Genomic DNA, 25,829 nt, shown 5'->3' with positions numbered 1-25,829 from the left:
TTCACGGCTCATTCGATACCCGTACGCCGTGGTGCGCCCCTCCGTACCCCGATCGCCCCCTTTGCCCCGGGCGTCGCGGGGTCTCAGCGTCGGGGCAGGCTCAGCTCGAACCACACGGTCTTGCCCGCAGTCGTCCGGCTGGCTCCCCACTCGCGGGCGAGGGTGCTCACCACCCGCAGGCCGCGCCCGAACTCGTCGGTGGGCCCGGCGCTGAGCAGGGTCGGCAGCGTGTGGTCGCCGTCCGCCACCTCGCACAGCAGGGTGTCGCCGCGCACCAGGCGCAGTTCGACCTGGCGGTTGTGCGTATGCCGTACGGCGTTGGTGACGAGCTCGTCGGCCATCAGCACCGCGTGGTCGGCCACGGAGTTCAGGCGCCACTCGTGGAGCTGTTCGCGGACGACGGCGCGGGCCCTGCCGGCCTCGGCCGGGTCGAGCGCGAACCGCCACTCGGCCACGTCCTCGGGCTCGATGCCGTTGAGCCGGGCCATCAGCAGGGCCACGTCGTCCTTGCGGCCGCCGCGGGTGCCCAGGGTGCGGATGATGGTGTCGCAGGCGGCGTCCATGGAGGCGGCCGGATGGGCGGCGGACTCGCAGAGCGTGGCGAGGCCGACGCCGATGTCCTCGCCGCGCACCTCGACCAGGCCGTCGGTGCACATCACCAGGCGGTCGCCGGGCGCCACCGGGATCCGTACGGCCTCGAAGGGCACGCCTCCGACGCCGATGGGCGCGCCGGTGGGCAGGTCGAGCAGATCGCTGCGGCCGTCCTCGGCGCGGACCAGCACGGGAGGGATGTGGCCCGCGTTGGCGAGGTGGAGCTCGCCTGCGATCGGGTCGTAGACCGCGTACAGGCAGGTCGCGAGGTAGTGCTCGCCGAGCCGCTGGGCGAGGTCGTCGAGGTTGCGCAGGAGCTGCGCGGGCGGCAGGTCGAGCGCCGCCATGGTCTGGACTGCGGTGCGCAACTGGCCCATCATCGCGGCGGAGTTCAGGCCGTGGCCCATGACGTCGCCGACGACCAGGGCGGTGCGCGAGCCGGGCAGCTTGACGGAGTCGAACCAGTCGCCGCCGACCCGCCCCAGCAGCGTACCGGGCAGATAGCGGGTGGCGATGTCACAGCCTGCCATGCGCGGGGCGATGTGCGGCAGCATGCTGTCCTGGAGGGTCTCGGCGACGTTCTCCTGGTACGTGTACATGCGGGCGTTGTCGAGCACGAGCCCTGCGCGGGCGGCGAGTTCGGCGCCGGTGGCGCGGTCCATGTCGTTGAACTCGACGCGCTCCGGGTGACGCAGCAGGATCATGAAGCCGAGCACCACGTTGCGGGCCTTCAGCGGGACGACCAGCATGGAGCGGCCCGTGATGAGCGGGCGGATGTCGCGCTTCTCGAACTGCGCGGCGATCATGTGCCCCATCTGCTCGCTGATGCGCGGCACAAGGACGGGCTCGCCGGTGGTCATGCACTGGAAGAACGGCGTGTGCGCCGGGAAGGGCATGGCCTCGCCCACCGGCACGACGTCGTCCCAGCGGCCGGGTTCGTCGGTGTGCTCCAGAGCGACCCGGTGCCACATGGTGGTCGTGTCGGGCACGCCGTCGGGGAACCCCTCGCCGGCGACGACCTGTTCGCGCAGATAGGTGCCCGCGACGTCGGTGAACCGGGGCACGACGGCCCGGCTGACCTCGACGATGGTCCGCGACAGATCGAGCGAGGTGCCGATGCGCCCGCTGACCTCGTTCAGGAACTCCAGTCGCTCGCGTACGGCGGCATACTCCAGGTCCTCGCGCTCGTCCTCCTCCGCGATCACGGGCAGGGGCGCTCCGGCGGCCACCGCCCGGGCCACCCGCTCGCGGCGGGCCTTGCGCTCGGCGCGCCGGGGCACGCCCCAGTCGGGGGTCACCGGCACCCGGTCGTTCTGGCTGAACTCCAGTATGGGATAGCCCAGTTCGAGAACCTGCGCGACGATGCGGGCGCTCTCGCCGACGCTCATGCTGGGCAGGATCTCGGGGAGCCTGCGGGCCAGCTCCGGTGCGCCGGGGAAGTCGGTGTGCAGGGCGAAACCGGGCGCGATGCGCTCGACGGCCAGGTGGTCGGAGGCGTCGCCCTCGTGGCGCAGCGCTTCCGCGTCGGCGGCCAGCACCAGCAGCCGCTCCTGTCCCGGGCCCACCAGCGGGTACGCCCACCACAGGACGTCCACGCGGTCCGGGCCGTCCACCGTGAGCCGGGCGCGGCCCGCCGCCGGGTAGGAGAGGCGTCCGTCGAGGGAGGACTCCAGGTCGGGGCCGAGTCCGTCGTACGCCGCATACGACCCGTAGGGCGTCAGGTCCTCGTCGTCGGGGAGCGCTCCGGAGACGGGGAGCAGGTCGACGGCCGGGCGGCCCACGGCGTCCTGCCTGGAGGCGCCGAACAGACGCCGGGCGCCGGTGCTCCAGTGCGACACGAGCCCTTCGCGGTCCACGACGACCACGGCCAGGCGGATCCGTCCGGAGGCAGCGTGCTCCGCCGCACCGCTCCCGGCCGTCCGGTCAGGAGGTGCGCCGGTTTCGGTGCCACGGTCGGTATGACGCTCCATGGCGCAGACCCTTTCTCCCACGGCTGCTGAAGATCCGTGCCGCCCCCCACTACCGTACGGCGGTGGCCGGTTGCGATGTGTGGCAATACGGGAATTGGACTCCCCGGTAGCCTCCGGCGCGTGCCGTCCTGCGGTCGCCCGCCGGGACCCGCCGCGACCCGCCGGAGATCGGCGCCGACCCTGGGCCGGTCGTGTGCCGGTCCTGGGCTAGTCCTCGTGTCCGAGTTGCAGGTCGCGTTCCGTCCTGCCGCCGCCGGCCATCTGCAGGACGGTGGCCACCGGAGGGTATCCGGCCGCGATGACGGTGTACTCGCCGGAGGACAGGTCGACGAACCGGAACGTTCCGTCGGTGCCGGTGGTGAGCGTGTCCACCACGTTGCCCGCGGCGTCCAGCAGGGTCACCCGGGCATCCTCGACCGGACGTCCGCCGCCGGCCCGCACGGTGCCGCGCAGCACGGCGCCGCCCGCGAGCTCGACGTCCTGGCGGGTCTCGCGCGCGGCCTGCACGGTGACGGGCAGCGCGGCCGGGCGGAAGGCGGGCGCGCTCGCGGCGAGGGTGTACTCGCCCGCCACCAACTCCGTGATGACGTAGCCCCCTTCGCGTCCACTGCGGGTGGTGGCGACGACCTCCCCGTGGACGTTGGTGAGCGTCACGGTGGCCTCCCGCACCGGGGTGCCGTCCGCGGTCAGCACGCTCCCGGCCAGGCGTCCGGCGCCGCCGAGCACGACGTCCAGCTCGACCGGGCGCTCTCCGACGGTCACGGAGACGGCCTGCGGCTGGTGGCCGCCGGCCGCGGCGATCAGGACGTACGACCCCGATCCGGGCGTGGACAGCGCGTACCGTCCGTCCTCGCCGCTGGCGCCCCGCCCGATCTGGTGTCCCGCGATGTCGATGAGGGTGAGCGCGGCGCGCGGGACGACGGTCCCGTCGGGGTGCTGCACCGTTCCGCAGACGGGGATTCCGGCGGCGTACGACGAACGGGCCCCCGGGATCGGCACGGACACGGCGGCTTCGGTCACGGGGTCGGCGGTGTCGGCGGCGGGCATGTGGTGGGACACCAGTGGTTTCTCCTTGAGGAAGAAGGCGATGAGCAGGCCCAGGACGAGTACCGGCACCAGGTAGAGGAAGATCCGCGGCATGGCGTCGGCGTAGGCGCCGATGTAGTCCTCGCGCAGGGCGGCGGGCATCGCGTGGACGAGCTGCGGGGTGAGGGACTCGGCGTCCGGCAGGCCGCCGGCCGTCCGGGCGGGGACGCGGTCGGCGAGGGCGTCGGCGAGTCGGTTCGCGAACAGCGTGCCGAAGACGGCGGCACCGACACTGCCGCCGATCTGACGGAAGTAGTTGTTGGCGCTGGTCGCCGTGCCGAGGTCGGCCGGAGGCACGGAGTTCTGCACGGCGAGGACGAGGACCGGCATCACCATGCCGATACCGGCGCCCAGGACGGCCATCCAGATGCTGTAGTGCAGCCGGGGCGTGTCGACTTCGAGGCGGGACAGGAGCCACATGCCGACGGCCGCGAGCGCGCCGCCGAGGACCGGAAAGACCTTGTAGCGGCCGGTGCGGGTGATGAGTTGTCCCGAGATGACGGAGGCGCCGACGATGCCGCCCATCATGGGGAGCATCAGCAGCCCGGACTCGGTCGCGCTCGCGCCGTCGACCATCTGCAGGAACGTCGGCAGGTAGCTGGCGGCGCCGAACAGGGCGATGCCGATCACCAGGCCCACGAGAGCGGTGACGTTGAAGACGCCGTCCCTGAACAGCCGCAGCGGGATGAGGGGTTCGGCCGCGAAGTGCTCGGCGACGAGGAAGAGGACCGTCGCGGCGAGGGCGCCCGCGCCGAGCCCCAGGATGACCCGCGAGTCCCAGGCGTACTCGGTGCCGCCCCAACTGGTCAGCAGGACCAGGCAGGTTGAGGCGGCGGCGAGCAGCAGCACGCCGAGGAGGTCCAGGCGCCCCCGGGCGGCGGGCTTCGGGAGCTTCAGTACGGCGGTGACGACGAGCAGGGTCAGCAGGCCGAAGGGCACGTTGATGTAGAAGCACCACCGCCACGTGAGGTGGTCGGTGAAATAGCCCCCGAGGAGCGGTCCGGCGACCGACGCGAGGCCGAACGCGGCGCCGATCAGGCCCATGAAACGGCCGCGTTCGCGGGGCGGCACGATGTCCGCGATGATCGCCTGCACGCCGATCATGAGACCGCCCGCACCGACGCCCTGGACGGCGCGGAAGGCGATCAGCTGGTCCATGGTGTGCGACCGGCCGGCGAGCGCCGAGCCGATGACGAACACGACGATCGCGAACTGGAAGACGCCCTTGCGGCCGAAGAGGTCGCCGAGCTTGCCGTAGACGGGGAGTCCGACGGTGGAGGTGAGCAGGTAGGCGGTGATCGCCCAGGACATCCGGTCCAGGCCGTGCAGCTCCCCGACGATCTTCGGGAGGGCGGTGGCGACGATCATCTGCTCCAGCGCCGCGAGCAGCAGCGCGAGCATGAGGCCGACGAAGACCAATCGCACCCGGCGCGGGCCGAGTTCGACCGGCGCGGCCGCGGGAGGGGCGGGGTGCCGCGGGGGCGAAACGGCCGGTTCGTCCTGCACCAGAGTGATCCCGCCCACGTACCGCTCCCCTCGTCGCACCTACTGCACGAATCCCGCATTACGCGACAACTGCGAGTAAGTGCGACGAGTTACGGCACAACGCTGCACCGGACGGAGATCCACTCGAACCGGTGAGCGCGCCAACGCACCCCCGGCGGCCGCCCCTTGGGCGCCTTCCGGGGGCGCCACCGGCGCCGCCTCCCGGCCGGCTTCCGGCTGCCTTTCGGGCTACTTCTCCATCTCGGCGGCGAGATTGACGAGCAGCGCGTCGTGGATCCGGGCGAGGCCCTTGGGCGCGAAGGTCCGCTCGAAGAAGCCGCCGATGCCGCCGGCGCCGTCCCAGACGGTGGTCACGACGACGCGGGACCTGCCCTCACCGGCCGGGGTGACGCGCCAGGTGGTGACCATCGAGGAGTTGCGGTCCTTCTCGACGAGCTCGCCGTCGGTGGGCTCGCTGACCTCGAAGAGGCAGTCGCGGATGCGCTTGCTGGTGGCCTGCAGCTTCCAGTGGACGAGGGTGCCCTCGCCGTCGCCGCCCTCGCGCACCTCGTACTCGCTGAAGTGCTCGGGCAGCAGCTTCTCGCGCGTGCCGCTGTAGTCGGCGAGGGCGTCGAACACCTTCTCCGCGTCCGCCGCGACGACTCGCTCCGTGGTGGCCTCGACCTGCGCCATTGCATTCCTCCAGCACCTGGGTTCTCGGGGTGGGGGCAAGCCAACCACCCCCCGGCCCGGCCGCCCAAATCGGGGCCCGTGCCGACCCGGGAAAAGCGGGTCGCACGATCAAGGGAACATGTGTTCTATTCTGTGGTCAGTGCTACCGAGGAGGCGTCATGCGCTGGGAGAACCTCACGGCGGACCCCGCCGGGGACCCCGCCCGGGATGCCGCGCTGTTCGGCGCGGACGCGGTGATCACCCGCACCTTCGACACTCCCGAGTTCCGCGGGATCACCTTCCACGAGATCCGGGCCAGGTCGATCGTGAACCGCGTGCCGGGGGCGTCACGGATGCCGTTCGAATGGACGGTCAACCCCTATCGAGGCTGCTCGCACGCGTGCGTGTACTGCTTCGCGCGCAAAACCCACAGCTATCTCGACCTCGACACGGGACTCGACTTCGACTCCCAGATCGTGGTGAAGGTCAACGCGCCCGAACTGCTGCGCCGCAGGCTGGGCTCGCAGCGCTGGCTCGGCGAGCACATCGCGATGGGCACCAACGTCGACTGCTACCAGCGCGCGGAGGGCCGCTACCGTCTGATGCCGGGCATCATCGCGGCCCTGCGCGACCACGCGAACCCCTTCTCGATCCTGACGAAGGGCACGCTGATCCTGCGCGACCTCGACCTGCTGAAGCAGGCGTCGGAGGTCACGGACGTCGGGATCTCCGTCTCCGTCGGCTTCACAGACACCGAGCTGTGGCGCACCGTGGAGCCGGGCACGCCCGCGCCGGAGCGCCGTCTGGACGCCGTACGCGCGCTGTCGGACCACGGCATCGACTGCGGGGTCCTGATGGCCCCCGTGATCCCCTTCCTCGGCGACCACCCGGCCCAACTGCGCGCCACCGTGCGGGCCGTCGCGGCTTCCGGCGCCACCTCGGTGACCCCGCTCGTGCTGCATCTGCGTCCCGGCGCCCGCGAGTGGTTCATGGCCTGGCTGGAGCACCATCACCCCTACCTCGTACGCCGTTACGAGCGGCTGTACGCGGAGGGCGCGTACGCGCCGAAGTGGTATCAGCGCCGGATCACCCGTCAGGTCCACGAACTGGCCCAGGAGTACGGCATCGGTCCCGCCCGCGCGGGGATGCCGCGCAGGATCACCGCGCCCGAGCCCGTCCCGCCGGCAACCGAGCCGACGCAGCTCACCCTGCTCTGAGACCCTCCGGACGTCCCACCGGCGGCATCCGAGCGGATCGCGCGCCCCGATCGGGTCAACTCTGGTGGGAACCAGTTCTTTCGGGCGGCCGCTCCGGAACGATGCGGCGAAGGCCGTGGTGAGCACGGCTCACCATCCTCCGTTTCCGGGAGGCCTCATGAAGTCAAGAGCAGCCGCGCTGTGCGGTGCCGCCGCGGTGGTCGCCGCGATGGTGGTCGCGGTCCCGGCCGACGCGAGCGCGGGCCCCGCCGCCGTGCCCTCCGCCCGCACGGCGAAGGTGATCTGGAAGAAGTGCGGCACCACGGCCTATCCGAGGCTGCAGTGCGCGTCGTTGAAGGTGCCGCTCGACCACAACCGTCCCGACGGCCGCCGGATCACGCTCGCGCTGTCGCGCGTCGCGCACACCGCGAAGACGTACCAGGGCCCTCTGCTGGTGAACCCGGGCGGGCCCGGCGGGAGCGGACTGACGCTCGCCGGATACGTGGCGTCCTCGCTGCCCAGGTCGGTGGCCGCGCAGTACGACGTCATCGGCTTCGACCCGCGCGGTGTGGGCAGGAGCGAGCCCGCGCTCGACTGCGAGCCGGGCCACTTCGACGCGGTGCGCCCGGACTCCGTACCGCTCACCCACGCGCTGGAAGAGGCGAACCTCAAGCGGGCCCGGTCGTTCGCCGCGGCGTGCGGGACCAAGTACAAGGGCGTCCTGCCGTACATCGACACGGTGAGCGCGGTCCGTGACATGGACTCGATCCGGCACGCGCTCGGCGCCGAGCGGATCAGCTACTTCGGCTACTCCTACGGGACCTATCTGGGCGCCGTGTACGCGAGGCTCTTCCCGGACCGCGTCCGCCGCCTGGTGCTCGACTCCGTCGTCGACCCCACCGGCACCTGGTACGACGACAACATGCAGCAGGACCACGCCTTCAACGACCGCCACCGGGCGTTCATGGCGTGGGTCGCCAAGTACCACGCGACGTACAAGCTGGGCACCGACCCCGCGAAGGTCGAGGCCAAGTGGTACAGGATGCGGGCCGCGCTCGCCAGGAAGCCCGCCCAAAAGAAGGTGGGCGCCTCCGAGCTGGAGGACACCTTCATGCCCGGCGGCTACTACAACGGCTACTGGCCCCACCTCGCGAAGGCGTTCGCGGCCTACGTGAACGACAGGAACGCCGCCCCGCTGGTCGAGGCGTACGAGCACTTCGCCGCCGTCGACGCCTCCGGTGACAACGGCTACAGCGTCTACACCTCGGTGCAGTGCCGGGACGCGTCCTGGCCGCGCGACTGGAACCAGTGGCGCGAGGACAACTGGGCGGTGTACGACAAGGCACCGTTCATGGCGTGGAACAACGCCTGGTACAACGCACCGTGCGCGTTCTGGCCGACGGACACCCTGGAGCCGGTGGACGTGTCCAACGACGAGCTGCCCGCGGCACTGCTCTTCCAGGCCACGAACGACGCGGCCACACCGTACGAGGGCGGGGTCACCGTCCACCGCCTGCTGGCAGGTTCCGGTCTGGTCGTCGAGCAGGGCGGCGGGAACCACGGGATCACGCTGAGCGGGAACGCCTGCCTGGACAAGTACCTGGCGGCGTATCTGAAGGACGGCACGGTGCCGCACAGCGGTGGCGAGGTCGACGCGGTGTGCGAGAAGCGGCCCGACCCGAAGCCGCGGACCACGAAGGCGGCGTCCGGTTCCTCGCGCGGCTCGGCCCTGCACGGGCTGCTCGGCTTCCGCGGCTGAGAACCGCGAAAACCCGTTGGGGGCGTTGTCAGTGCCATGGTCCACTCTGGACCCATGAGTGAGCTGACCAGGATTCCCGCCCCCGACGGGGTCGCCCCCGCCGCCGCGTACACGCATGTCGTCATGGGGAGCGGCCGCTTCGTCGCGGTCTCCGGACAACTCGCCCTGGACGAGAGCGGCGAGCTCGTCGGCGAGGGCGACGCGGCGGCACAGGCCCGGCAGGTCTTCGAGAACCTGCGCCGCTGCCTGGCCGCCGCCGGGGCCGGCTTCGACGACGTCGTCAAACTCACCTTCTTCGTCACGGACATGGCCCACATGCCCGCGATCCGGGCGGCCCGCACCGAGCACATACCCGACGACCGCCTCCCGGCCGCCTCGGCCGTCCAGGTCGCGGCGCTCGTCCGCCCCGAGTTCCTGATGGAGATCGAGGCGTACGCGGTGCTCGCTACGTGAGCGCTCTGCGCGTCCGGGAGATGACCGTGGCCGACTGCGACCGCGTCGCCGAGATCCGCGTCCGCGGCTGGCAGACCGCCTACCCGGGCCTGGTACCACGGTCGTACCTCGACGCGATGAGCGTGACGGAGGACGCCGAGCGGCGGCGCAGGCACTTCGCATCGGGCGACTCGCGCATCGTGCACCTGGTCGCCGAGCAGGGCAGCGAAGTCATCGGCTGGGCCTGCCACGGCCCGTACCGGGACGGCGAAGTCCGCACCGCGGATGCCGAGTTGTACGCGATCTACGCACATCCCGAGCACGTCGGCACCGGAGTGGGGCGCGCCCTGCTGCGGGAGTCCACCACCCGGTGCACCGCCGACGGGTATCCGCGGATGCTGCTGTGGGTGCTGAAGAAGAACACCGGCGCGCGCCGCTTCTACGAGCGGGCAGGGTTTCGTCCCGACGGAGCCGAGGAGCCGTTCGAGGCGAACGGGTACGCGGTGCCCGAGGTGCGGTACGCCCGGGCGCTGTCCGGCGGCGGGGCCGGCTGAGGCGGGCTCATCGCTCGACGGGCAGCCGGGCCAGTGCGTGGACCGCCGCCTCGGCGAGCGCCGGATGGGCGAGCGCCTCGGTCAGGGCGGGCCTCGCGCGTGCGTCGCCCATCGCGCCGAGGCCGTCGATACAGGCGAGCGCGACCCGGCGGTACGGATCATGCGGCCGGAGCCGGCGCTGCAGCGTGGTGATCAGGGCGGGCACGGCCTCGGGGGCGCGCAGCGCGGCAAGCAGCCGTACGGGATGGAGCGCGTAGGCGACGCGCAGCTCGTTGGTGGCGAGCGCCGCCGCGGCGCGGGCGGTGCGCGGATCGCCGAGCCGGGCGAGGGCGTACGCGGCGGACGCGCAGCGCTGCGGTTCGCGGTGGTTGAGCAGCAGGACGAGCGCCTCGAAGGCCCGCGGGTCCCCGGCGATCCCCAGCCGGAAGGCGACCAGTTCCCTGGCCCACAGGGGTTGCCCGGGGGCGGTCAGCACGGCCGCCAGTTCGTCGAGGTCGTCGGTCGCCACGAGGTGCTCGTATGCCACCGAGGCCCCCGCCTCGCCGCGTAAACGCTCCGTGAGTGATCGCAACTCTTCGTCCATGCCGCCGAGCCTAGGGGGTGTTTTGAAAGTCCTGTGCGGTGCCCGCGGTACACCCCCTGGAGGCCTGCTGGAGCGGCGGGGACGTACATCACAAACTCGGGGGGTGGCGTGCTCGTTACCGGCGAGTTAAGCTCAGACGAGCGAGTTACCCACTCGCCTCTTTACTCGCGGTGGCCTGGTGACGCAGCTGCCGCGGGAGCAGTCGGTTCGGTACTTCAGGTACCTCAGCACGACAGTACGACGCGGCTTGGGACAGGGCCGGTCGGTTTTCACCGTTCTCCGGGCGCATGTGCTTCGCGCCCGCCGACGGCACCGGGCGTGTGCGCTCGTCAGCCCGGCAACACCCGCATCTGCCGCACTTCGTGCGCCCGTCGGCGCACCTGCGTGCGTACCTCTCAGTCGTCACCCTCTTCCTGGAGTCCCGCGATGGCCGCTCCCCTGTCCGACCCCTCCCTGTCCACGCTCAAGACCGTCGCCGTCGTCGGCCTCGGCACCATGGGCACCGGCATCACCGAGGTCCTGGCTCGCGCCGGCCGCGAAGTCATCGGCATCGACGTCAGCGAGGCCGCGGCCGCCCAGGCGGTCGTCTCGCTCGAAACCTCCACCGCCCGCGCCGTGGGGCGCGGCCGTCTCACCGAGCAGGAGCGCGGCGACGTCCTGGCCCGCTTCCGGACGTTCACCGATCTGCAGGCGGCGGCCGACGCCGACCTGGTCATCGAGGTGGTCCCGGAGTCGTACGAGATCAAGCAGCAGGTCTTCCGCGCGCTCGACGGCATCGTGCGCCCGGAGACGATCCTCGCGACCGGCACCAACGCCCTCTCGGTGACGCGTCTGGCGGCCGACTCCGCCCGTCCGGAACGCGTGCTCGGACTGCACTTCTTCAACCCGGCCCCGGCGATGAAGCTGGTCGAGGTCGTCTCGTCCGTGCTGACCGCGCCCGCGGCCGTCGCCGCGGTCACCGACCTCGCGGTGGACCTCGGCAAGGAGCCCGTCGCGGTCGGTGACCGCCCCGGCTTCGTCGCGGACGGGCTGCTGTTCGGCTACCTCAACCAGGCAGCGGCGATGTACGAGGCCAAGTACGCCTCCCGCGAGGACATCGACGCCGCGATGAAGCTCGGCTGCGGTCTGCCCATGGGCCCGCTCGCCCTGCTCGACCTGATCGGCATCGACACCGCGCGCACGGTCCTGGAGGCCATGTACGCCGAGTCGCACGACCGGCTGCACGCGCCCGCCCCCCTCCTCAAGCAGCTCAGCGAGGCGGGCCTGACCGGCCGCAAGTCGGGGCGCGGCTTCTACACGTACGAGGCCCCCGGCAGCGCCACCGTCGTGCAGGACGCGCTGACGCCGCAGGAGGGCGCCGCCCTGACCTCCGGACGCACGATCCGCTCGGTCGGTGTCGCGGGCTCCGGGACCATGGCGTCCGGTATCGCGGAGGTGTTCGCGAAGGCCGGGTACGAGGTGGTCCTCGCCGCCCGCAGCGAGGAGAAGGCACAGGCCGCCAAGGCCCGGATCGGCAAGTCGCTCGCGCGCTCCGTCGACAAGGGCCGGATGACCGCCGAGGCCGCCGCCGCGACCCTGGACCTGATCACCCCGGCCGGCTCCTACGACGCCTTCGCCGAGGTCGACCTGGCCCTGGAGGCCGTGGCCGAGGACCTGGAGATCAAGCAGCAGCTCTTCGCCGCGTTCGACAAGGTCTGCAAGCCCGGCGCGATCCTCGCCACGACCACCTCCTCGCTGCCCGTGGTGGCCTGCGCCCGCGCCACCTCGCGCCCGCAGGACGTGATCGGCATGCACTTCTTCAACCCGGCCCCGGCGATGAAGCTGGTCGAGGTCGTGCGCACCGTGCTGACCGCGGACGATGTGCACGCCACGGTCCGCGAGGTCTGCACGAAGATCCGCAAGCACCCGGTGGACTGCGGCGACCGCGCCGGTTTCATCGTGAACGCGCTGCTGTTCCCGTACCTGAACAACGCGATCAAGATGGTGCAGGAGCACTACGCGACCCTCGACGACATCGACGCCGCCATGAAGCTGGGCGGCGGCTACCCGATGGGCCCGTTCGAGCTGCTGGACGTGGTCGGCCTGGACGTCTCCCTGGCCATCGAGAAGGTGCTGCACCGCGAGTTCCGCGACCCGGGCCTCGCCCCGGCGCCGCTCCTGGAGCACCTGGTGGCCGCGGGCTGCCTCGGCCGCAAGACGGGCCGCGGCTTCCGCGAATATGCCCGGCGCTGAGCCGGGCGAGGACCGGTACAGGGAGTCCGCCGACTGGGGCGGGCTCCTGGACCCGGGCGGCCATCTCCCGCCCGCCCTGTCCTGCGACCCCCCGCCCAGCCAGGGCGGGGGAACCCCCGGTCATGAGCGCTCTCCTGCGCCCATGCAGTACGTTCGGGTCATGTCCCAGCCCGCCAAGTCCTCACGTACACCGGCTACGACCGACGCACCGGAAAGTGCCGCCGGCACACGCGCCGCCGCCCAGCGGCTCAAGATGCGCCGGGAGCTGGCGGCCGCGGCCATGGAGCTGTTCGCGACCAAGGGGTACGAGGCGACCACCGTCGACGAGATCGCCGCCCAGGCCGGTGTCGCGCGCCGCACGTTCTTCCGCCACTTCCGCTCCAAGGAAGAGGCGATCTTCCCCGACCACGACGACACCCTGGTGCGCGCCGAGGCGGTGCTCAACGCGGCCCCCGCGCACGAACACCCGCTCGACACCGTGTGCCGCGGCATCAAGGAAGTCATGAAGATGTACGCGGCCTCCCCGGCCGTGTCCGTCGAGCGCTACCGGCTCACCCGCGAGGTGCCCACCCTGCGCGAGCGTGAGATCGCCTCGGTCGCCCGCTACGAACGCCTCTTCACCCGCTATCTCCTCGGCCACTTCGACGAGCACGCCCACGACGACGACGCCAACGACGACCCGCTGCTGGCGGAGGTCGCCGCGTCGGCCGTGGTCACCGCCCACAACCACGTACTGCGGCGCTGGCTGCGGGCCGGTGGCCAGGGGGATGTCGAGGCCCAGCTCGACCACGCGTTCTCGATCGTGCAGAAGACGTTCGGAACCGGTATAGGCGCCGGGCACGAGGCCGCGCCGCTGCCTGCGCCCGCTTCCTCCTTCACGGAGGGGGATGTCCTGGTGACCGTCGCCCGGGTCGACGCCCCGTTGGAGCAGGTCATGCGAACCATCGAGCAGGCGCTGCGGGAACGGTCGTAGTCACTTCCGTCACAGAACCGCAGCTCCGCCGCTTGTCCTCAAACGCCGGACAGGCTTTTCGCCCCCTCGCCGGACGGGCCGAAAACGCCCCGTCCGGCGTTTTTGCACCCCCGCCTGATCGATCATCGCTCAGGTGTTACGTAAAGATTTCACCTGAGCGCAACCTATGGCACTGCGTGCCTTGCCAGGTGACACGCGGTGCCATACGTTGATGTTGTCCGGGCGGCCGGCGTGCAGAGACCTTTCGTACGTCGGCTGTCCCCGCAAGCCACTGGCGAGCGCGCCCGGACGCCTGCGTCACAGGCACCCTTCGCGCCACAAAGCGCTGCCGTAGCACCACCTTCGCCGAACCGACGGCACACCCTCACACCACAGCAGCACACCGACGTAACCCTCAGCGTCTCCCCTCAAGACGCCTTTCGCCGGAGGCAACACCGTGAAGGAAATCCTGGACGCGATTCAGTCGTCGGAGTCGACCTCCGCCGACATCGCCGCTCTGCCGCTCCCCGAGTCGTACCGCGCGGTCACCGTGCACAAGGACGAGGCGGAGATGTTCGCCGGCCTCAGCACCCGCGACAAGGACCCCCGCAAGTCACTGCACCTGGACGAGGTGGCAGTGCCGGAGCTCGGCCCGGGCGAGGCCCTGGTGGCCGTGATGGCCTCCTCGGTCAACTACAACTCGGTGTGGACCTCGATCTTCGAGCCCGTCTCCACCTTCAGCTTCCTGGAGCGCTACGGGCGCCTCTCGGAGCTCACCAAGCGCCACGACCTCCCGTACCACGTCATCGGCTCCGACCTCGCGGGCGTCGTCCTGCGCACCGGCCCCGGCGTGAACGCCTGGCAGCCCGGTGACGAGGTCGTCGCGCACTGTCTCTCCGTCGAGCTGGAGTCCTCCGACGGCCACAACGACACGATGCTCGACCCCGAGCAGCGCATCTGGGGCTTCGAGACGAACTTCGGCGGCCTCGCCGAGATCGCGCTCGTCAAGTCCAACCAGCTGATGCCGAAGCCGGACCACCTCAGCTGGGAGGAGGCGGCGGCTCCCGGTCTGGTGAACTCGACCGCGTACCGCCAGCTGGTCTCCCGCAACGGCGCCGGCATGAAGCAGGGCGACAACGTCCTCATCTGGGGCGCCAGCGGCGGCCTGGGCTCGTACGCCACGCAGTTCGCGCTGGCCGGCGGCGCCAACCCCATCTGTGTCGTGAGCAGCGAGCAGAAGGCGGACATCTGCCGGAAGATGGGCGCCGAGGCGATCATCGACCGCAACGCCGAGGACTACCGGTTCTGGAAGGACGAGCACAACCAGGACCCGCGCGAGTGGAAGCGCTTCGGCAAGCGCATCCGTGAGCTGACCGGCGGCGAGGACGTGGACATCGTCTTCGAGCACCCGGGCCGCGAGACCTTCGGTGCCTCCGTCTACGTCACCCGCAAGGGCGGCACCATCGTCACCTGCGCCTCGACCTCGGGCTACAACCACGAGTACGACAACCGCTACCTGTGGATGTCCCTGAAGCGGATCATCGGCTCGCACTTCGCCAACTACCGCGAGGCCTGGGAGGCCAACCGCCTCGTCGCGAAGGGCAAGATCCACCCGACGCTCTCCAAGGTGTACTCCCTGGAGGAGACCGGGCAGGCCGCGTACGACGTGCACCGCAACCTCCACCAGGGCAAGGTGGGCGTGCTCGCGCTCGCCCCCGGCGAGGGCCTCGGCGTGCGCGACGAGGAGAAGCGCGCCCAGCACATCGACGCCATCAACCGCTTCCGGAACATCTGAGGTCGACTGATGACAGAGCGCCAGAAGGACCGGCCGTGGCTGATGCGGACGTACGCCGGTCACTCCACGGCCGAGGCGTCCAACGAGTTGTACCGGCGCAACCTCGCCAAGGGTCAGACCGGCCTGTCGGTCGCGTTCGACCTGCCGACGCAGACCGGCTACGACCCCGACCACATCCTCGCCCGCGGCGAGGTGGGCCGGGTCGGGGTCCCGGTCTCGCACGTCGGTGACATGCGCCGTCTCTTCCAGGACATCCCCCTGGAGCAGATGAACACCTCGATGACGATCAACGCCACCGCCATGTGGCTGCTGGCGCTCTATCAGGTCGTCGCTGAGGAGCAGGGTGCGGACATCGCCCAGCTCCAGGGCACGACCCAGAACGACATCGTGAAGGAGTACCTGTCGCGGGGCACGCACGTGTTCCCGCCGGTCCCCTCGCTCCGTCTGACGACGGACATGATCTGCTACACCGTCAACAACATCCCCAAGTGGAACCCGATCAACATCTGCAGCTACCACCTGCAGGAGGCGGGAGCCACCCCGGTCCAGGAGATCGCGTACGCGATGTCCACCGCGATCGCCGTGCTGGACGCGGTGTTCGCGTCCGGCCAGATCCGCGAGGACCAGAAGGGGGACGTGGTCGCCCGTATCTCCTTCTTCGTGAACGCCGGCGTCCGCTTCGTCGAGGAGATGTGCAAGATGCGGGCGTTCGGCCGCATCTGGGACAAGATCACGCGCGAGCGGTACGGCATCGAGAACCCCAAGCACCGGCGCTTCCGCTACGGCGTCCAGGTCAACTCCCTCGGTCTGACCGAGGCGCAGCCGGAGAACAACATCCAGCGAATCGTGCTGGAGATGCTGGCCGTGACGCTCTCCAAGGACGCACGCGCGCGTGCCGTCCAACTCCCGGCCTGGAACGAGGCGTTGGGCCTGCCCCGGCCCTGGGACCAGCAGTGGTCGCTGCGCATGCAGCAGGTGCTCGCCTACGAGAGCGACCTGTTGGAGTACGCGGACATCTTCGAGGGCTCGCACGTCATCGAGGCCAAGGTGACCTCCCTGATGGAGGAGTCGCTCGCCGAGATCGACCGCATCCAGGAGATGGGCGGCGCGATGGCGGCCGTCGAGTCGGGCTATCTGAAGTCGCAGCTCGTCGCCTCGCACGCCGAGCGCCGGGCCCGGATCGAGAGCGGCGCCGAGAAGATCATCGGCGTGAACATCTTCGAGTCGACCGAGCCGAACCCGCTCACGGCCGACCTGGACGCCGCGATCCAGACGGTCGACCCGGCGGTCGAGGCACGCGTCACCTCCGCGCTCAAGGACTGGCGCGACACCCGCTACCAGCCGCCCTTCAACCACCCGCGCCCGTGCAAGGCGCTGGAGAAGCTGAAGGAGGCCGCGCAGGGCACCGGCAACCTCATGGAGGCCACCCTGGAGTGCGCCCGCGCCGGCGTCACGACCGGCGAGTGGTCCGGCGCCCTGCGCGAGGTGTTCGGCGAGTTCCGGGCCCCCACCGGTGTGTCGTCCGCGCCCGTCGCGGTCACCGCCGAGGAGGGCACCGCGCTCGCCCTGGTGCGGCGCAAGGTGGACCTGACCGCCAAGGAGATGGGCGTCGGCAAGCTCCGCTTCCTGGTGGGCAAGCCGGGCCTGGACGGGCACTCCAACGGTGCCGAGCAGATCGCCGTGCGGGCCCGCGACGCCGGGTTCGAGGTGGTCTACCAGGGCATCCGGCTCACGCCCGAGCAGATCGTGGACGCGGCCCTCGCGGAGGACGTGCACGGCGTGGGCCTGTCCATCCTGTCCGGCTCGCACGCGCAGCTGGTGCCGGACGTCCTCGACCGGCTCCGCGAGGCCGGTGCGACCGACATCCCGGTGATCGCGGGCGGGATCATCCCGAACGCCGACGCCGAACAGCTGCGGGCCGCCGGAGTGGCCGCGGTGTTCACCCCGAAGGACTTCGACATCACCGGAATCATCGGCCGTATCGTCGACGAGATCCGCAAAGCGAACAAGCTCGACCCCCTGGAGGTCCTCGCATGACCAGCCCCGTCAACCGCCTGCGTCCGCGGCGTTCCTGCCTGGCCGTGCCCGGCTCGAACCCCCGCTTCCTGGAGAAGGCGCAGGGCCTGGCCGCCGACCAGGTCTTCCTCGACCTGGAGGACGCGTGCGCGCCGCTCGCCAAGCCCGAGGCGCGGCACACCATCGTCAAGTTCCTCAACGAGGGCGACTGGACGGGCAAGACGCGGGTCGTGCGGGTGAACGACTGGACGACCGAGTGGACGTACCGCGATGTCGTCACGGTCGTCGAGGGCGCCGGCCAGAACCTCGACTGCATCATGCTGCCGAAGGTCCAGGACGCCCAGCAGATCGTGGCGCTCGACCTGCTGCTGACCCAGATCGAGAAGACGATGGGCTTCGAGGTCGGCAAGATCGGCATCGAGGCGCAGATCGAGAACGCCCAGGGTCTGAACAACGTCAACGCGATCGCGACGGCCTCGCAGCGCGTGGAGACGATCATCTTCGGCCCGGCCGACTTCATGGCCTCCATCAACATGAAGTCGCTGGTCGTCGGCGAGCAGCCGCCCGGCTACGGCGCGGACGCGTACCACTACATCCTGATGGCCATCCTGATGGCCGCCCGCGCCAACAACCTCCAGGCGATCGACGGTCCCTACCTGCAGATCCGCAACCCGGAGGGCTACAAGGCGGTCGCGCAGCGCGCCGCCGCGCTCGGCTTCGACGGCAAGTGGGTACTGCACCCGGACCAGGTCGCCGCGGCCAACGAGATCTTCTCGCCGTCGCAGGAGGACTTCGACCACGCCGAGCTGATCCTGGACGCGTACGACTTCTACACCTCCGAGGCGGGTGGCAAGAAGGGCTCCGCGATGCTCGGCGACGAGATGATCGACGAGGCCAGCCGCAAGATGGCGCTCGTCATCTCCGGCAAGGGCCGGGCCGCCGGCATGCAGCGCACGTCCAAGTTCGAAGCCCCGGAGGCCTGAGCACCATGCAGTTCGGACGCACCTACGAGGAGTTCGAGGTCGGCGCGGTCTACAAGCACTGGCCCGGAAAAACGGTCACCGAGTACGACGACCACCTCTTCTGTCTGCTCACCATGAACCACCACCCGCTCCACATGGACACCAACTATGCGGAGAACACGACGGACTTCGGCAAGAACGTCGTAGTCGGCAACTACATCTACTCGCTGCTGCTGGGGATGTCCGTGCCGGACGTGTCGGGCAAGGCGATCGCCAACCTGGAGATCGAGTCGCTGCGTCATGTGGCGCCGACCTTCCACGGCGACACGATCTACGGCGAGACGACGGTCCTCGACAAGACGCCCTCGAAGTCGAAGAACGACCGCGGGATCGTCTACGTGGAGACCAAGGGCTACAAGCAGGACGGCACGCTGGTCTGCGTGTTCCGCCGCAAGGTGATGGTCCCCACCGAGACGTACATCAAGGAGCGCGGCGGCGAGCAGCCCGGCCGCCCCCAGCTCAAGGAGCAGGAGAAGTAGCCATGGCGCGACTCGCCCAGACCGCCGGTCTCACCGACGTCCAGCAGGAGATCCTCTCCACCGTCCGCGACTTCGTGGACAAGGAGATCATCCCGGTCGCGACCGAGCTGGAGCACCGCGACGAGTACCCCCAGCAGATCGTCGACGGGCTCAAGGAGTTGGGCCTGTTCGGCCTGATGATCCCCGAGGAGTACGGCGGTCTGGGCGAGTCGCTCCTGACGTACGCACTGTGCGTCGAGGAGATCGCCCGCGGCTGGATGTCGGTCTCCGGCATCATCAACACGCACTTCATCGTGGCGTACATGCTCAAGCAGCACGGCACACAGGAGCAGAAGGACTACTTCCTGCCGCGCATGGCGCTCGGCGAGGTGCGCGGCGCGTTCTCGATGTCGGAGCCGGCCCTTGGTTCGGACGTGTCGGCGATCTCCTCCAAGGCGGTCAAGGACGGCGACGAGTACGTCCTGAACGGTCAGAAGATGTGGCTGACGAACGGCGGATCGTCAACGCTGGTTGCCGTTCTCGTCCGAAGTGATGAAGGACACCCCGAGGGCACGGCGCCCCACAAGTCGATGACGACCTTCCTCGTCGAGAAGGAGCCCGGCTTCGGAGAGGTCCGCCCCGGCCTCACCATCCCCGGGAAGATCGACAAGATGGGTTACAAGGGCGTCGACACGACCGAACTCATCATGGACGGACTGCGCATTCCGGCCAATCGTGTGCTCGGCGGGACCACCGGCCGAGGGTTTTACCAAATGATGGACGGAGTGGAAGTCGGCCGCGTGAATGTGGCGGCACGTGGCTGCGGTGTCGCGCAGCGTGCTTTCGAACTCGGTGTCTCCTACGCCCAGCAACGTCACACTTTCGGCAAGGCGATCGCCCAGCACCAGGCCATTCAGTTCAAGCTCGCCGAGATGGCTACCAAGGTCGAGGCCGCTCATGCGATGATGGTGAATGCAGCACGCAAAAAGGACTCCGGTGAACGAAACGACCTCGAAGCAGGGATGGCGAAGTACCTCGCCTCCGAATACTGCAAGGAAGTAGTCGAGGACGCTTTCCGGATCCACGGCGGCTACGGCTTCTCCAAGGAGTACGAGATCGAGCGCCTCTACCGTGAGGCGCCGATGCTGCTGATCGGTGAAGGTACCGCCGAGATCCAGAAAATGATCATCGGGCGCAGGCTGCTCGAAGAGTATCGACTCCAGGGCTAGATGTCCGGGTTCGGGGTGTTTTCTTCGAGAAGAAGATCACACCCCGTCAACACTCTTCGGCCGTCGACTCGGCTTCCTGGCTTGCCCAGTTGTGGTCCGCGACCGGTACGATCCCGGGAAAGCCGCCGTCCCCTGTCACAGCGCGGCATCATCCGCTACGAAGGTCATCCATGCCCCACAGCCAAACCTCTGCACCTCGCGACAGCCTGGCAGGCGTACGCCTCGCGCGCGGAGCATCGCCGTGGCTTCTCCCGACCGTCGCCACCGCAGCACTCAGCCTGGTCCGCGCGCGCCGCTCCGGCGCCGCCAGGGCCGTGGCCGTACCCGCCACCGCGCTCGCTGCGGGCATGCTGTGGTTCTTCCGCGACCCCGAGCGCGAGATCACCCAGGGCCGGGTCATCTCGCCCGCTGACGGTGTGGTGCAGAGCATCATGCCGTGGAAGGACGGACGCACCCGCGTCGCGATCTTCATGAGCCCGCTCAACGTCCACGTCAACCGCGCGCCGCTGTCCGGCACGGTGACGTCGGTCGAGCACATCCCGGGCGGGTTCGTTCCGGCGTTCAACAAGGAGAGCGAGAACAACGAGCGCGTTGTCTGGCACTTCGACACCGAACTCGGCGACATCGAGATGATCCAGATCGCCGGCGCGGTCGCCCGTCGGATCGTGCCGTATCTCCCGCAGGGCACGAAGGTCGAGCAGGGCGACCGGATCGGCCTGATCCGCTTCGGCTCGCGCGTCGACATCTACCTCCCCGAGGGTGTCGAGGTCGATGTGGAGGTCGGTCAGAAGACCGTGGCTGGGGTGACTCGAATTGACCGTGATTGATCCTGAGACACAGGCCGGCTGGGTGCCGGAGGCCGTCGAGGACGACGAGGACGAGATGCCCCTCTCGCTCCGTCTCTCAATAGCGGACACCCTCACCCTCGGTAACGCCACGTGCGGCTTCATGGCGGTGTACTTCACCACCACGGGGATCCTCATCCCGCACCTGACGGGCAACGACGAGTCGACGGGCATGGCCCGCCACTCGGCCGCCACGGCGGTCATCCTGATGCTGTGCGCGGCGGTCTTCGACCTCTTCGACGGTCTGGTCGCCCGCAAGCTGCGCTCCTCCCCCATGGGCGCGGAACTGGACAACCTCTCCGACCTGATCAGCTTCGGTCTGGCCCCGGCGTACTTCGTCCTGGTCTACGGCATGGTCGCGGACGACGCGCACCAGCGGGTGGCGGCGGTGGGGGCCATCGTGGTGCTGCTCGCCGTCGTGCTCAGACTCGCGAGATTCTCCTGTGTGACGGTGAAGGACGGCACGTTCCAGGGCATGCCCTCGCCGTTCGGGGCACTGACGGTCGTGTCGATCGTGCTCCTTGAGCTGCCCTTCGTGGCGACGCTGCTGGCGATCATCGGCACGGCGTGGCTGATGGTGAGCCGGGTCGAGTACCCGAAGCCGCGAGGTCCGCTCGCAATCGCGATGGTCTCCTGGATCGTCTCCGGGATGGCTCTCCTGGCGGCCTGGGCCTTCGACGCCCCCGGCGGCGCTCTGCTGCTCCAGACGGGCTGTGCGCTCCAGCTGGTGCTCGGCGCGGTGATCCCGCTCTTCGCCACGGCACGGCGGGTGAACAACTTCCGCGACAACCGGCGTGAGGCGCGCGCGGCGCAGCTGCCGTAGCGGCGGTCGCACGACGGACGAAGGGCCCCGAACCACACGGTTCGGGGCCCTTCGCGTGTACGGGCCCTCACGCGCCCGGCGTGTATCCCTCGGCGACCGTCGACGCGGCCGCCTCGCGGACGACCTTCATGCCGCCCACGGCGCTCTCGTCGGGCTGCAGGATGATGCTCTGCTTCGACGAGGGGGCCTTCGGGTCGGTGAAATCCTGGGTGACGCCGAAGCCCGGGTCGAAGGCGTCGAGGGTCAGCAGCGCCTTGTCGACGCCCTCGCGGGTGAGGTCCTTGCTCGCGCAGGCCTTCTTCAGGGCCTCGCCGAACGCGGAGGCCGCGGTCCAGCCGGCCACGATGCCGTTGTCGAGGGCGTCCTTCGGATAGGCCTTCCGATAGTCGGCGACCAGCTTCTTCGCCTGCGGTGTCCCGGCGCCGATCGGCAGCGAGGGCGAGGCGACGAAGTAGTTCTTCGTCAGGGCGGGGCCCGCCTGGGTGGCGAGCAGCTGCGGGGCGAAGGCCGAGTTGTTGCCGATGATCGGCACGTCGAACTTCCCGGCTGCGGCGACACCGACGAGCGAGGCCGCCTGGCGCGGGCCCGCGCTGATCACGATCGCCTTGACGCCGGCCTGTTTGAGGGCGGCGACCTGCGCGGTCATGTCGTTGTCGGTCGGCTTGATCTTCTGCTCGACGACGGTGAGCCCGGACTTCTTCGCCATGTACTTGGAGCCGGTCAGCGCGTTCTCGCCGTAGTCCCCCTCGAAGTACACATGCCCGATCCGGTCACCCTTCTTGATCCCCTTCTCCTTCATCAGGAAGTCGACGGCGTTGATCGTCTCGACGTCGTAGGTGGAGCCGATGACCCGGATGTACGGGCTGCCCAGCAGGGTGGCCGACCAGGCCTGCGGCAGCACCAGGCCCTTGTCCTGGCCGTCGATGCGCTGTTTGACGGCGGCGACGAACGGCGAGCCGATGAACTGCGTGAAGCCCAGCACCTTCGGTGCCAGCTCCGTGTACCCGGACACGGCCTTCTGCGGCTCGTAGCCGTGGTCGCGGACGGTCAGGGCCAGCTTGTAGCCGCAGATGCCGCCGGCGTCGTTGGTCTGCTTCACATAGAGCCGCTGGGCCTGCGTGACGCTCTTGCCGAGCGTGGCGTAGACGCCGGTCATGTCGGTGAGAACGCCGAGGTTGATCGTCTTCCCGGAGATGCCGTCCCCGGTCTTCACACCTCCGGCGGCCTTCTTGTCGCCGTTGTCGTCGTCCTTGGCCTTGGAACTGCATCCGGCCAGCACGAGCAGGGCGGCCAGCGCCCCGGCAGCCACCCTGGCCGCATACGTCGTACTCATCGTTCCTCCCTTGGTAGCGACCCTGGATCGGTCCTGACACGACGCCGGGCGGCCGCCCCGACCAGGCCGCCGGGCAGGAAGAGCACCGCCGCCACGACGGCGGCGCCGTAGAGGTACCGGGCCGCCTCGCCCGGTGCGACGCCGCCGCCCGTGCCGGGGTCGGAGACCAGCGGCAGGGCGTCGCTGTAGCGGGTCAGCAGCTGCGGCAGCAGGGAGACGAACGCGGCCCCGACCACCGCCCCGGCGACCGAGCCGAGCCCGCCGATGACGATCATGGCGAGGTATTCGAGCGAGAGCGTCACGCCGAAGTAGTCGGGCACCGTCCGCTGGAAGACCAGCGCGAGCAGGACCCCGGCGAGGCCCGCGTACATCGAGGACAGCACGAAGACGGCAGCACGGTAGCGGGCGACGGGGACGCCGATGACCCCGGCGGCGATGCGGTGATCGCGGATCGCGTTCATGGCCCGGCCAGGTCTGCCGCGCAGCACCCCCCGGGCGAACAGCCCGCAGCCCAGGAGCAGCACCAGGCCCGCGTACCAGAGCTTCTCCGCGGAGCCGAACGGCACGGCGGCGATGACGAGTTCACGGTCGTCGAAGGTGAGGCCGAAGACGCTCAGCGGCGGTACGTCGCGTCCGTTGAAGCCGCCCGTCAGCTCGCGTGCGTTGAACAGCACGTGCTGCCCGATGAAGATCAGCGCGAGGGTGGCGATGCCCAGGTAGGCGCCGCGCAGCCGCCCCGCGATGGGGCTGAACAGGCCGCCCGCCACCCCCGCGACGAGCACGGCGAGGATCATCGCGAGCCAGGTCGGCAGGCCGAGCCCGGTCAGCCCGTCGCCCCCGTCCGCGGCGAACACGCAGTAGCCGTACGCGCCCACCGCGAGGAAGAAGGCGTGGCCCATGGAGAGCTGGCCGGTCGCGCCGGTGAGCAGGTTGAGGCCGATCGCGCCGATCGCGGCGGCCATCGCGAACAGGCCCGCCTGGAGCCAGAAGCGCTCCACGTAGAACGGCAGGGCGAGCAGCAGCACGGTGCCGGCGGCCCAGACATAGGTGCGCGGGCGGACCAGGCGCAGCGGCTTCACCAGGGCTTCAGACACGGGCGAGCTCCTTGGTGCCGAACAGCCCGGCGGGGCGGACGAGCAGGATCGCGACCATGACCAGGTAGGGCGCGAGATCGCCGAGGCCGCGGCCCAGGAAGGTGAGGTCGCTCTGGTAGCCGGTGGCGAGGGACTCGGTGATCCCGACGAGCAGGCCACCGACCAGGGCGCCGGTGGTCGAGTCGAGGCCGCCGAGGATCGCGGCGGGGAACGCCTTGAGCGCGGTGAGCGAGGTGGCCCGCTCCAGGCCCGGCGTCGGGAAGACGGTGAGGAACAGTGCGGCGACGGCCGCGAGAGCGCCCGCCACCGCCCAGGCGCCCAGCGAGACCCGGCCCAGGCGTACGCCCATCAGGGCCGCGGTCTCCGGGCTCTCGGCGGCGGCGCGCATCGCCACGCCCCAGGAGGTGTAGCGGAAGGCCAGCAGGAAGGCCGTGATGAGCAGGGTCGCGGCGACGAACGCGGCGATCCGGGTGTGCGCGAGCGAGACCGGCCCGACGCTGAGCACGGCGTCGCCCCACGGGTCGCCGAGCGGCAGCACGTCCGTGCCGATACGGCGGGTCAGCTCGGTGGTGAGCAGGATGTCGACGCCGATGGTGACGATGGCGAGGACGCTGTGATCGTTGCCCCGGTAGCGGCGCATCACCAGGAACTCCACGGCGGCCCCCACGAGCGCGGCGCCCGCGATCCCGACGAGCAGCGCGGGCCAGAAGCCGAGGTCGTCGTGGAGCGACGCCGTGATGTAGCCGCCCGCGAGCAGCAGCGAGGCGTGCGCGAAGTTGACGACCTCGGTGGCCCGGAAGATCACCACGAAGCCGAGCGCGATCAGGGCGTAGACGGAGCCCAGCGAGACACCGTTGAGAAGGAGTTCGGCGAAGGTGCTCATGCCTCGGACTCCTCACCGTCGGTGTCACGCTCGCCCAGGTAGGCCCGTACGACCGCCGGGTCGTTCTGTACGTCGGCGGGGGTGCCGTCCGCGATCAGACGCCCGAAGTCGAGTACGGTCACCGCGTCCGCGAGCCGCATCACCACCCCCATGTCGTGTTCGACCAGCACGATCGAGATGCCGAGGCTGTCGCGGACGCCCGCGACGACGGCTGCGGTGCGGCGCCGTTCGTCGGCGGTCATGCCCGCGACGGGTTCGTCCAGGAGCAGCAGGCGGGGCTCCATGCACAGGGCGCGGGCGAGTTCGGCGAGCTTCTGCTGCCCGTACGGCAGCGAGCCCGCCGGGCGGTCCAGGTGCTGTTCCAGTCCGACGAACGCGGCGATCTCCCGCACGCGTGCGCGGTGCCGCCGCTCCTCCCTGGCCGCCGAGGGCAGCCGCAGCCCGGCGGACAGGAAGCCGGTGCGGGTCAGCCGGTGGCGGCCGAGCAGCAGGCTGTCCTCGACCGTGGCGTGCGGCGGCAGGGCGAGGTTCTGGAAGATGCGGGCGACGCCCAGGTCGGCGATGCGGTGCGCGGGCAGCCCGGTCAGGTCGTGCGCGCCGAAGCGGACGCTGCCGGAGGAGGCGCGGACGACGCCGGACAGTACGTTGAAGCAGGTGGACTTTCCGGCGCCGTTGGGGCCGATCACGGCATGCACGGTGCCGGGGCGGACGGTGAAGCTGACGGCGTCCAGGGCGGTGAGCCCGGCGAAGCGGACCGTCAACTGCCGTATCTCCAGCGGCGGGACGGCCGGCTTCCTGTCCTTGGCCATGGGGAGCTTC

General features: G+C 70.2%; 21 protein-coding genes. 13 read left to right on the top strand and 8 right to left on the bottom strand.

The window, feature by feature from the left end:
* Positions 1–83: 83 nt before the first annotated feature.
* The 3 genes from ABZS97_RS15740 to ABZS97_RS15730 form a co-directional block, all read right to left on the bottom strand.
* A complete protein-coding gene (locus ABZS97_RS15740) occupies positions 84–2,561 on the bottom strand; it encodes a SpoIIE family protein phosphatase (RefSeq protein ID WP_356137885.1) in 2,478 nt (825 codons plus the stop codon).
* Between the two features lie 207 nt (positions 2,562–2,768).
* Positions 2,769–5,171, bottom strand: coding sequence for an MFS transporter (locus ABZS97_RS15735; protein ID WP_356137883.1), 2,403 nt, complete (start codon positions 5,169–5,171; stop codon positions 2,769–2,771).
* Between the two features lie 210 nt (positions 5,172–5,381).
* Positions 5,382–5,825: an SRPBCC family protein gene (locus tag ABZS97_RS15730; protein WP_356137881.1), complete on the bottom strand. Its 444-nt coding sequence runs from the start codon at positions 5,823–5,825 to the stop codon at positions 5,382–5,384.
* Between the two features lie 158 nt (positions 5,826–5,983).
* On the opposite strand from ABZS97_RS15730, the gene ABZS97_RS15725 reads away from it, so the two are divergent.
* From ABZS97_RS15725 to ABZS97_RS15710, 4 genes are all read left to right on the top strand, one after another.
* Positions 5,984–7,021, top strand: coding sequence for an Rv2578c family radical SAM protein (locus ABZS97_RS15725; RefSeq protein ID WP_356137879.1), 1,038 nt, complete (start codon positions 5,984–5,986; stop codon positions 7,019–7,021).
* Between the two features lie 157 nt (positions 7,022–7,178).
* Positions 7,179–8,759: an alpha/beta hydrolase gene (locus ABZS97_RS15720; RefSeq protein ID WP_356137877.1), complete on the top strand. Its 1,581-nt coding sequence runs from the start codon at positions 7,179–7,181 to the stop codon at positions 8,757–8,759.
* Between the two features lie 54 nt (positions 8,760–8,813).
* Positions 8,814–9,212 carry a RidA family protein gene (locus ABZS97_RS15715; RefSeq protein ID WP_356137874.1) on the top strand — a complete coding sequence of 133 codons (399 nt, stop codon included), beginning with the start codon at positions 8,814–8,816 and terminating at the stop codon, positions 9,210–9,212.
* Positions 9,213–9,232: 20 nt separating this feature from the next.
* Positions 9,233–9,745 carry a GNAT family N-acetyltransferase gene (locus tag ABZS97_RS15710; protein WP_356137919.1) on the top strand — a complete coding sequence of 171 codons (513 nt, stop codon included), beginning with the start codon at positions 9,233–9,235 and terminating at the stop codon, positions 9,743–9,745.
* 7 nt (positions 9,746–9,752) lie between these two features.
* Here ABZS97_RS15710 and ABZS97_RS15705 read toward each other — a convergent pair whose 3' ends face one another.
* Positions 9,753–10,328 (bottom strand): adenylosuccinate lyase, encoded by a 576-nt coding sequence (locus ABZS97_RS15705; RefSeq protein ID WP_356137872.1) that lies wholly within the window; start codon positions 10,326–10,328, stop codon positions 9,753–9,755.
* Positions 10,329–10,754: 426 nt separating this feature from the next.
* On the opposite strand from ABZS97_RS15705, the gene ABZS97_RS15700 reads away from it, so the two are divergent.
* From ABZS97_RS15700 to pssA, 9 genes are all read left to right on the top strand, one after another.
* Positions 10,755–12,560, top strand: coding sequence for a 3-hydroxyacyl-CoA dehydrogenase family protein (locus ABZS97_RS15700; RefSeq protein WP_356137870.1), 1,806 nt, complete (start codon positions 10,755–10,757; stop codon positions 12,558–12,560).
* Between the two features lie 160 nt (positions 12,561–12,720).
* The gene (locus ABZS97_RS15695; protein ID WP_356137868.1) at positions 12,721–13,533 is read left to right on the top strand and encodes a TetR family transcriptional regulator; all 813 of its coding nucleotides are present in this window, start codon (positions 12,721–12,723) and stop codon (positions 13,531–13,533) included.
* A gap of 436 nt (positions 13,534–13,969) precedes the next feature.
* Positions 13,970–15,307 (top strand): crotonyl-CoA carboxylase/reductase, encoded by a 1,338-nt coding sequence (gene ccrA / locus ABZS97_RS15690; protein ID WP_356137866.1) that lies wholly within the window; start codon positions 13,970–13,972, stop codon positions 15,305–15,307.
* Positions 15,308–15,316: 9 nt separating this feature from the next.
* The gene (locus tag ABZS97_RS15685; RefSeq protein WP_356137864.1) at positions 15,317–17,344 is read left to right on the top strand and encodes a protein meaA; all 2,028 of its coding nucleotides are present in this window, start codon (positions 15,317–15,319) and stop codon (positions 17,342–17,344) included.
* Positions 17,341–18,306, top strand: a complete 966-nt coding sequence (locus tag ABZS97_RS15680) for a CoA ester lyase (RefSeq protein ID WP_356137862.1) — start codon at positions 17,341–17,343, stop codon at positions 18,304–18,306. The genes ABZS97_RS15685 and ABZS97_RS15680 overlap by 4 nt, the downstream gene beginning before the upstream one ends.
* A gap of 5 nt (positions 18,307–18,311) precedes the next feature.
* Positions 18,312–18,824, top strand: coding sequence for a MaoC family dehydratase (locus tag ABZS97_RS15675; RefSeq protein ID WP_100591523.1), 513 nt, complete (start codon positions 18,312–18,314; stop codon positions 18,822–18,824).
* A 2-nt stretch (positions 18,825–18,826) separates the two neighbouring features.
* Positions 18,827–20,032 (top strand): acyl-CoA dehydrogenase family protein, encoded by a 1,206-nt coding sequence (locus tag ABZS97_RS15670; RefSeq protein WP_356137859.1) that lies wholly within the window; start codon positions 18,827–18,829, stop codon positions 20,030–20,032.
* Between the two features lie 170 nt (positions 20,033–20,202).
* Positions 20,203–20,859: a phosphatidylserine decarboxylase gene (locus tag ABZS97_RS15665; RefSeq protein ID WP_356137857.1), complete on the top strand. Its 657-nt coding sequence runs from the start codon at positions 20,203–20,205 to the stop codon at positions 20,857–20,859.
* A complete protein-coding gene (pssA, locus tag ABZS97_RS15660; protein ID WP_356137855.1) occupies positions 20,846–21,700 on the top strand; it encodes a CDP-diacylglycerol--serine O-phosphatidyltransferase in 855 nt (284 codons plus the stop codon). The genes ABZS97_RS15665 and pssA overlap by 14 nt, the downstream gene beginning before the upstream one ends.
* A gap of 67 nt (positions 21,701–21,767) precedes the next feature.
* On the opposite strand, the gene ABZS97_RS15655 is transcribed toward pssA, so the two are convergent.
* Genes ABZS97_RS15655 through ABZS97_RS15640 form a run of 4 tightly spaced genes read right to left on the bottom strand, consistent with a single transcriptional unit; the run spans position 21,768 to position 25,819 of the window.
* Positions 21,768–23,033 carry an ABC transporter substrate-binding protein gene (locus tag ABZS97_RS15655; RefSeq protein ID WP_356137853.1) on the bottom strand — a complete coding sequence of 422 codons (1,266 nt, stop codon included), beginning with the start codon at positions 23,031–23,033 and terminating at the stop codon, positions 21,768–21,770.
* Complete coding sequence (locus ABZS97_RS15650; RefSeq protein ID WP_356137851.1) at positions 23,030–24,127, bottom strand: branched-chain amino acid ABC transporter permease; 1,098 nt, start codon at positions 24,125–24,127, stop codon at positions 23,030–23,032. The genes ABZS97_RS15655 and ABZS97_RS15650 overlap by 4 nt, the downstream gene beginning before the upstream one ends.
* The gene (locus ABZS97_RS15645) at positions 24,120–25,010 is read right to left on the bottom strand and encodes a branched-chain amino acid ABC transporter permease (protein ID WP_356137849.1); all 891 of its coding nucleotides are present in this window, start codon (positions 25,008–25,010) and stop codon (positions 24,120–24,122) included. The genes ABZS97_RS15650 and ABZS97_RS15645 overlap by 8 nt, the downstream gene beginning before the upstream one ends.
* Positions 25,007–25,819: an ABC transporter ATP-binding protein gene (locus ABZS97_RS15640; protein WP_356137847.1), complete on the bottom strand. Its 813-nt coding sequence runs from the start codon at positions 25,817–25,819 to the stop codon at positions 25,007–25,009. Before ABZS97_RS15640 ends, ABZS97_RS15645 begins: the two co-directional genes overlap by 4 nt.
* Positions 25,820–25,829 lie beyond the last annotated feature (10 nt).

This window comes from Streptomyces sp. NPDC005485, from assembly GCF_040606085.1.
GTDB lineage: Bacteria > Actinomycetota > Actinomycetes > Streptomycetales > Streptomycetaceae > Streptomyces.
The sequence above is the reverse complement of the archived record's forward strand: the minus strand, read 5'-3'. Positions and strand labels throughout refer to the sequence as shown.

Bases quoted from the DNA above. Each gene is read 5' to 3' on its own strand.
- ABZS97_RS15740 (WP_356137885.1), bottom strand. From the start codon at position 2,561: ATGGAGCGTCATACCGACCGTGGCACCGAAACCGGCGCACCTCCTGAC.
- ABZS97_RS15730 (WP_356137881.1), bottom strand. From the start codon at position 5,825: ATGGCGCAGGTCGAGGCCACCACGGAGCGAGTCGTCGCGGCGGACGCG.
- ABZS97_RS15725 (WP_356137879.1), top strand. From the start codon at position 5,984: ATGCGCTGGGAGAACCTCACGGCGGACCCCGCCGGGGACCCCGCCCGG.
- ABZS97_RS15720 (WP_356137877.1), top strand. From the start codon at position 7,179: ATGAAGTCAAGAGCAGCCGCGCTGTGCGGTGCCGCCGCGGTGGTCGCC.
- ABZS97_RS15715 (WP_356137874.1), top strand. From the start codon at position 8,814: ATGAGTGAGCTGACCAGGATTCCCGCCCCCGACGGGGTCGCCCCCGCC.
- ABZS97_RS15710 (WP_356137919.1), top strand. From the start codon at position 9,233: ATGACCGTGGCCGACTGCGACCGCGTCGCCGAGATCCGCGTCCGCGGC.
- ABZS97_RS15705 (WP_356137872.1), bottom strand. From the start codon at position 10,328: ATGGACGAAGAGTTGCGATCACTCACGGAGCGTTTACGCGGCGAGGCG.
- ABZS97_RS15700 (WP_356137870.1), top strand. From the start codon at position 10,755: ATGGCCGCTCCCCTGTCCGACCCCTCCCTGTCCACGCTCAAGACCGTC.
- ABZS97_RS15695 (WP_356137868.1), top strand. From the start codon at position 12,721: ATGTCCCAGCCCGCCAAGTCCTCACGTACACCGGCTACGACCGACGCA.
- ABZS97_RS15685 (WP_356137864.1), top strand. From the start codon at position 15,317: ATGACAGAGCGCCAGAAGGACCGGCCGTGGCTGATGCGGACGTACGCC.
- ABZS97_RS15680 (WP_356137862.1), top strand. From the start codon at position 17,341: ATGACCAGCCCCGTCAACCGCCTGCGTCCGCGGCGTTCCTGCCTGGCC.
- ABZS97_RS15675 (WP_100591523.1), top strand. From the start codon at position 18,312: ATGCAGTTCGGACGCACCTACGAGGAGTTCGAGGTCGGCGCGGTCTAC.
- ABZS97_RS15670 (WP_356137859.1), top strand. From the start codon at position 18,827: ATGGCGCGACTCGCCCAGACCGCCGGTCTCACCGACGTCCAGCAGGAG.
- ABZS97_RS15665 (WP_356137857.1), top strand. From the start codon at position 20,203: ATGCCCCACAGCCAAACCTCTGCACCTCGCGACAGCCTGGCAGGCGTA.
- ABZS97_RS15655 (WP_356137853.1), bottom strand. From the start codon at position 23,033: ATGAGTACGACGTATGCGGCCAGGGTGGCTGCCGGGGCGCTGGCCGCC.
- ABZS97_RS15645 (WP_356137849.1), bottom strand. From the start codon at position 25,010: ATGAGCACCTTCGCCGAACTCCTTCTCAACGGTGTCTCGCTGGGCTCC.
- ABZS97_RS15640 (WP_356137847.1), bottom strand. From the start codon at position 25,819: ATGGCCAAGGACAGGAAGCCGGCCGTCCCGCCGCTGGAGATACGGCAG.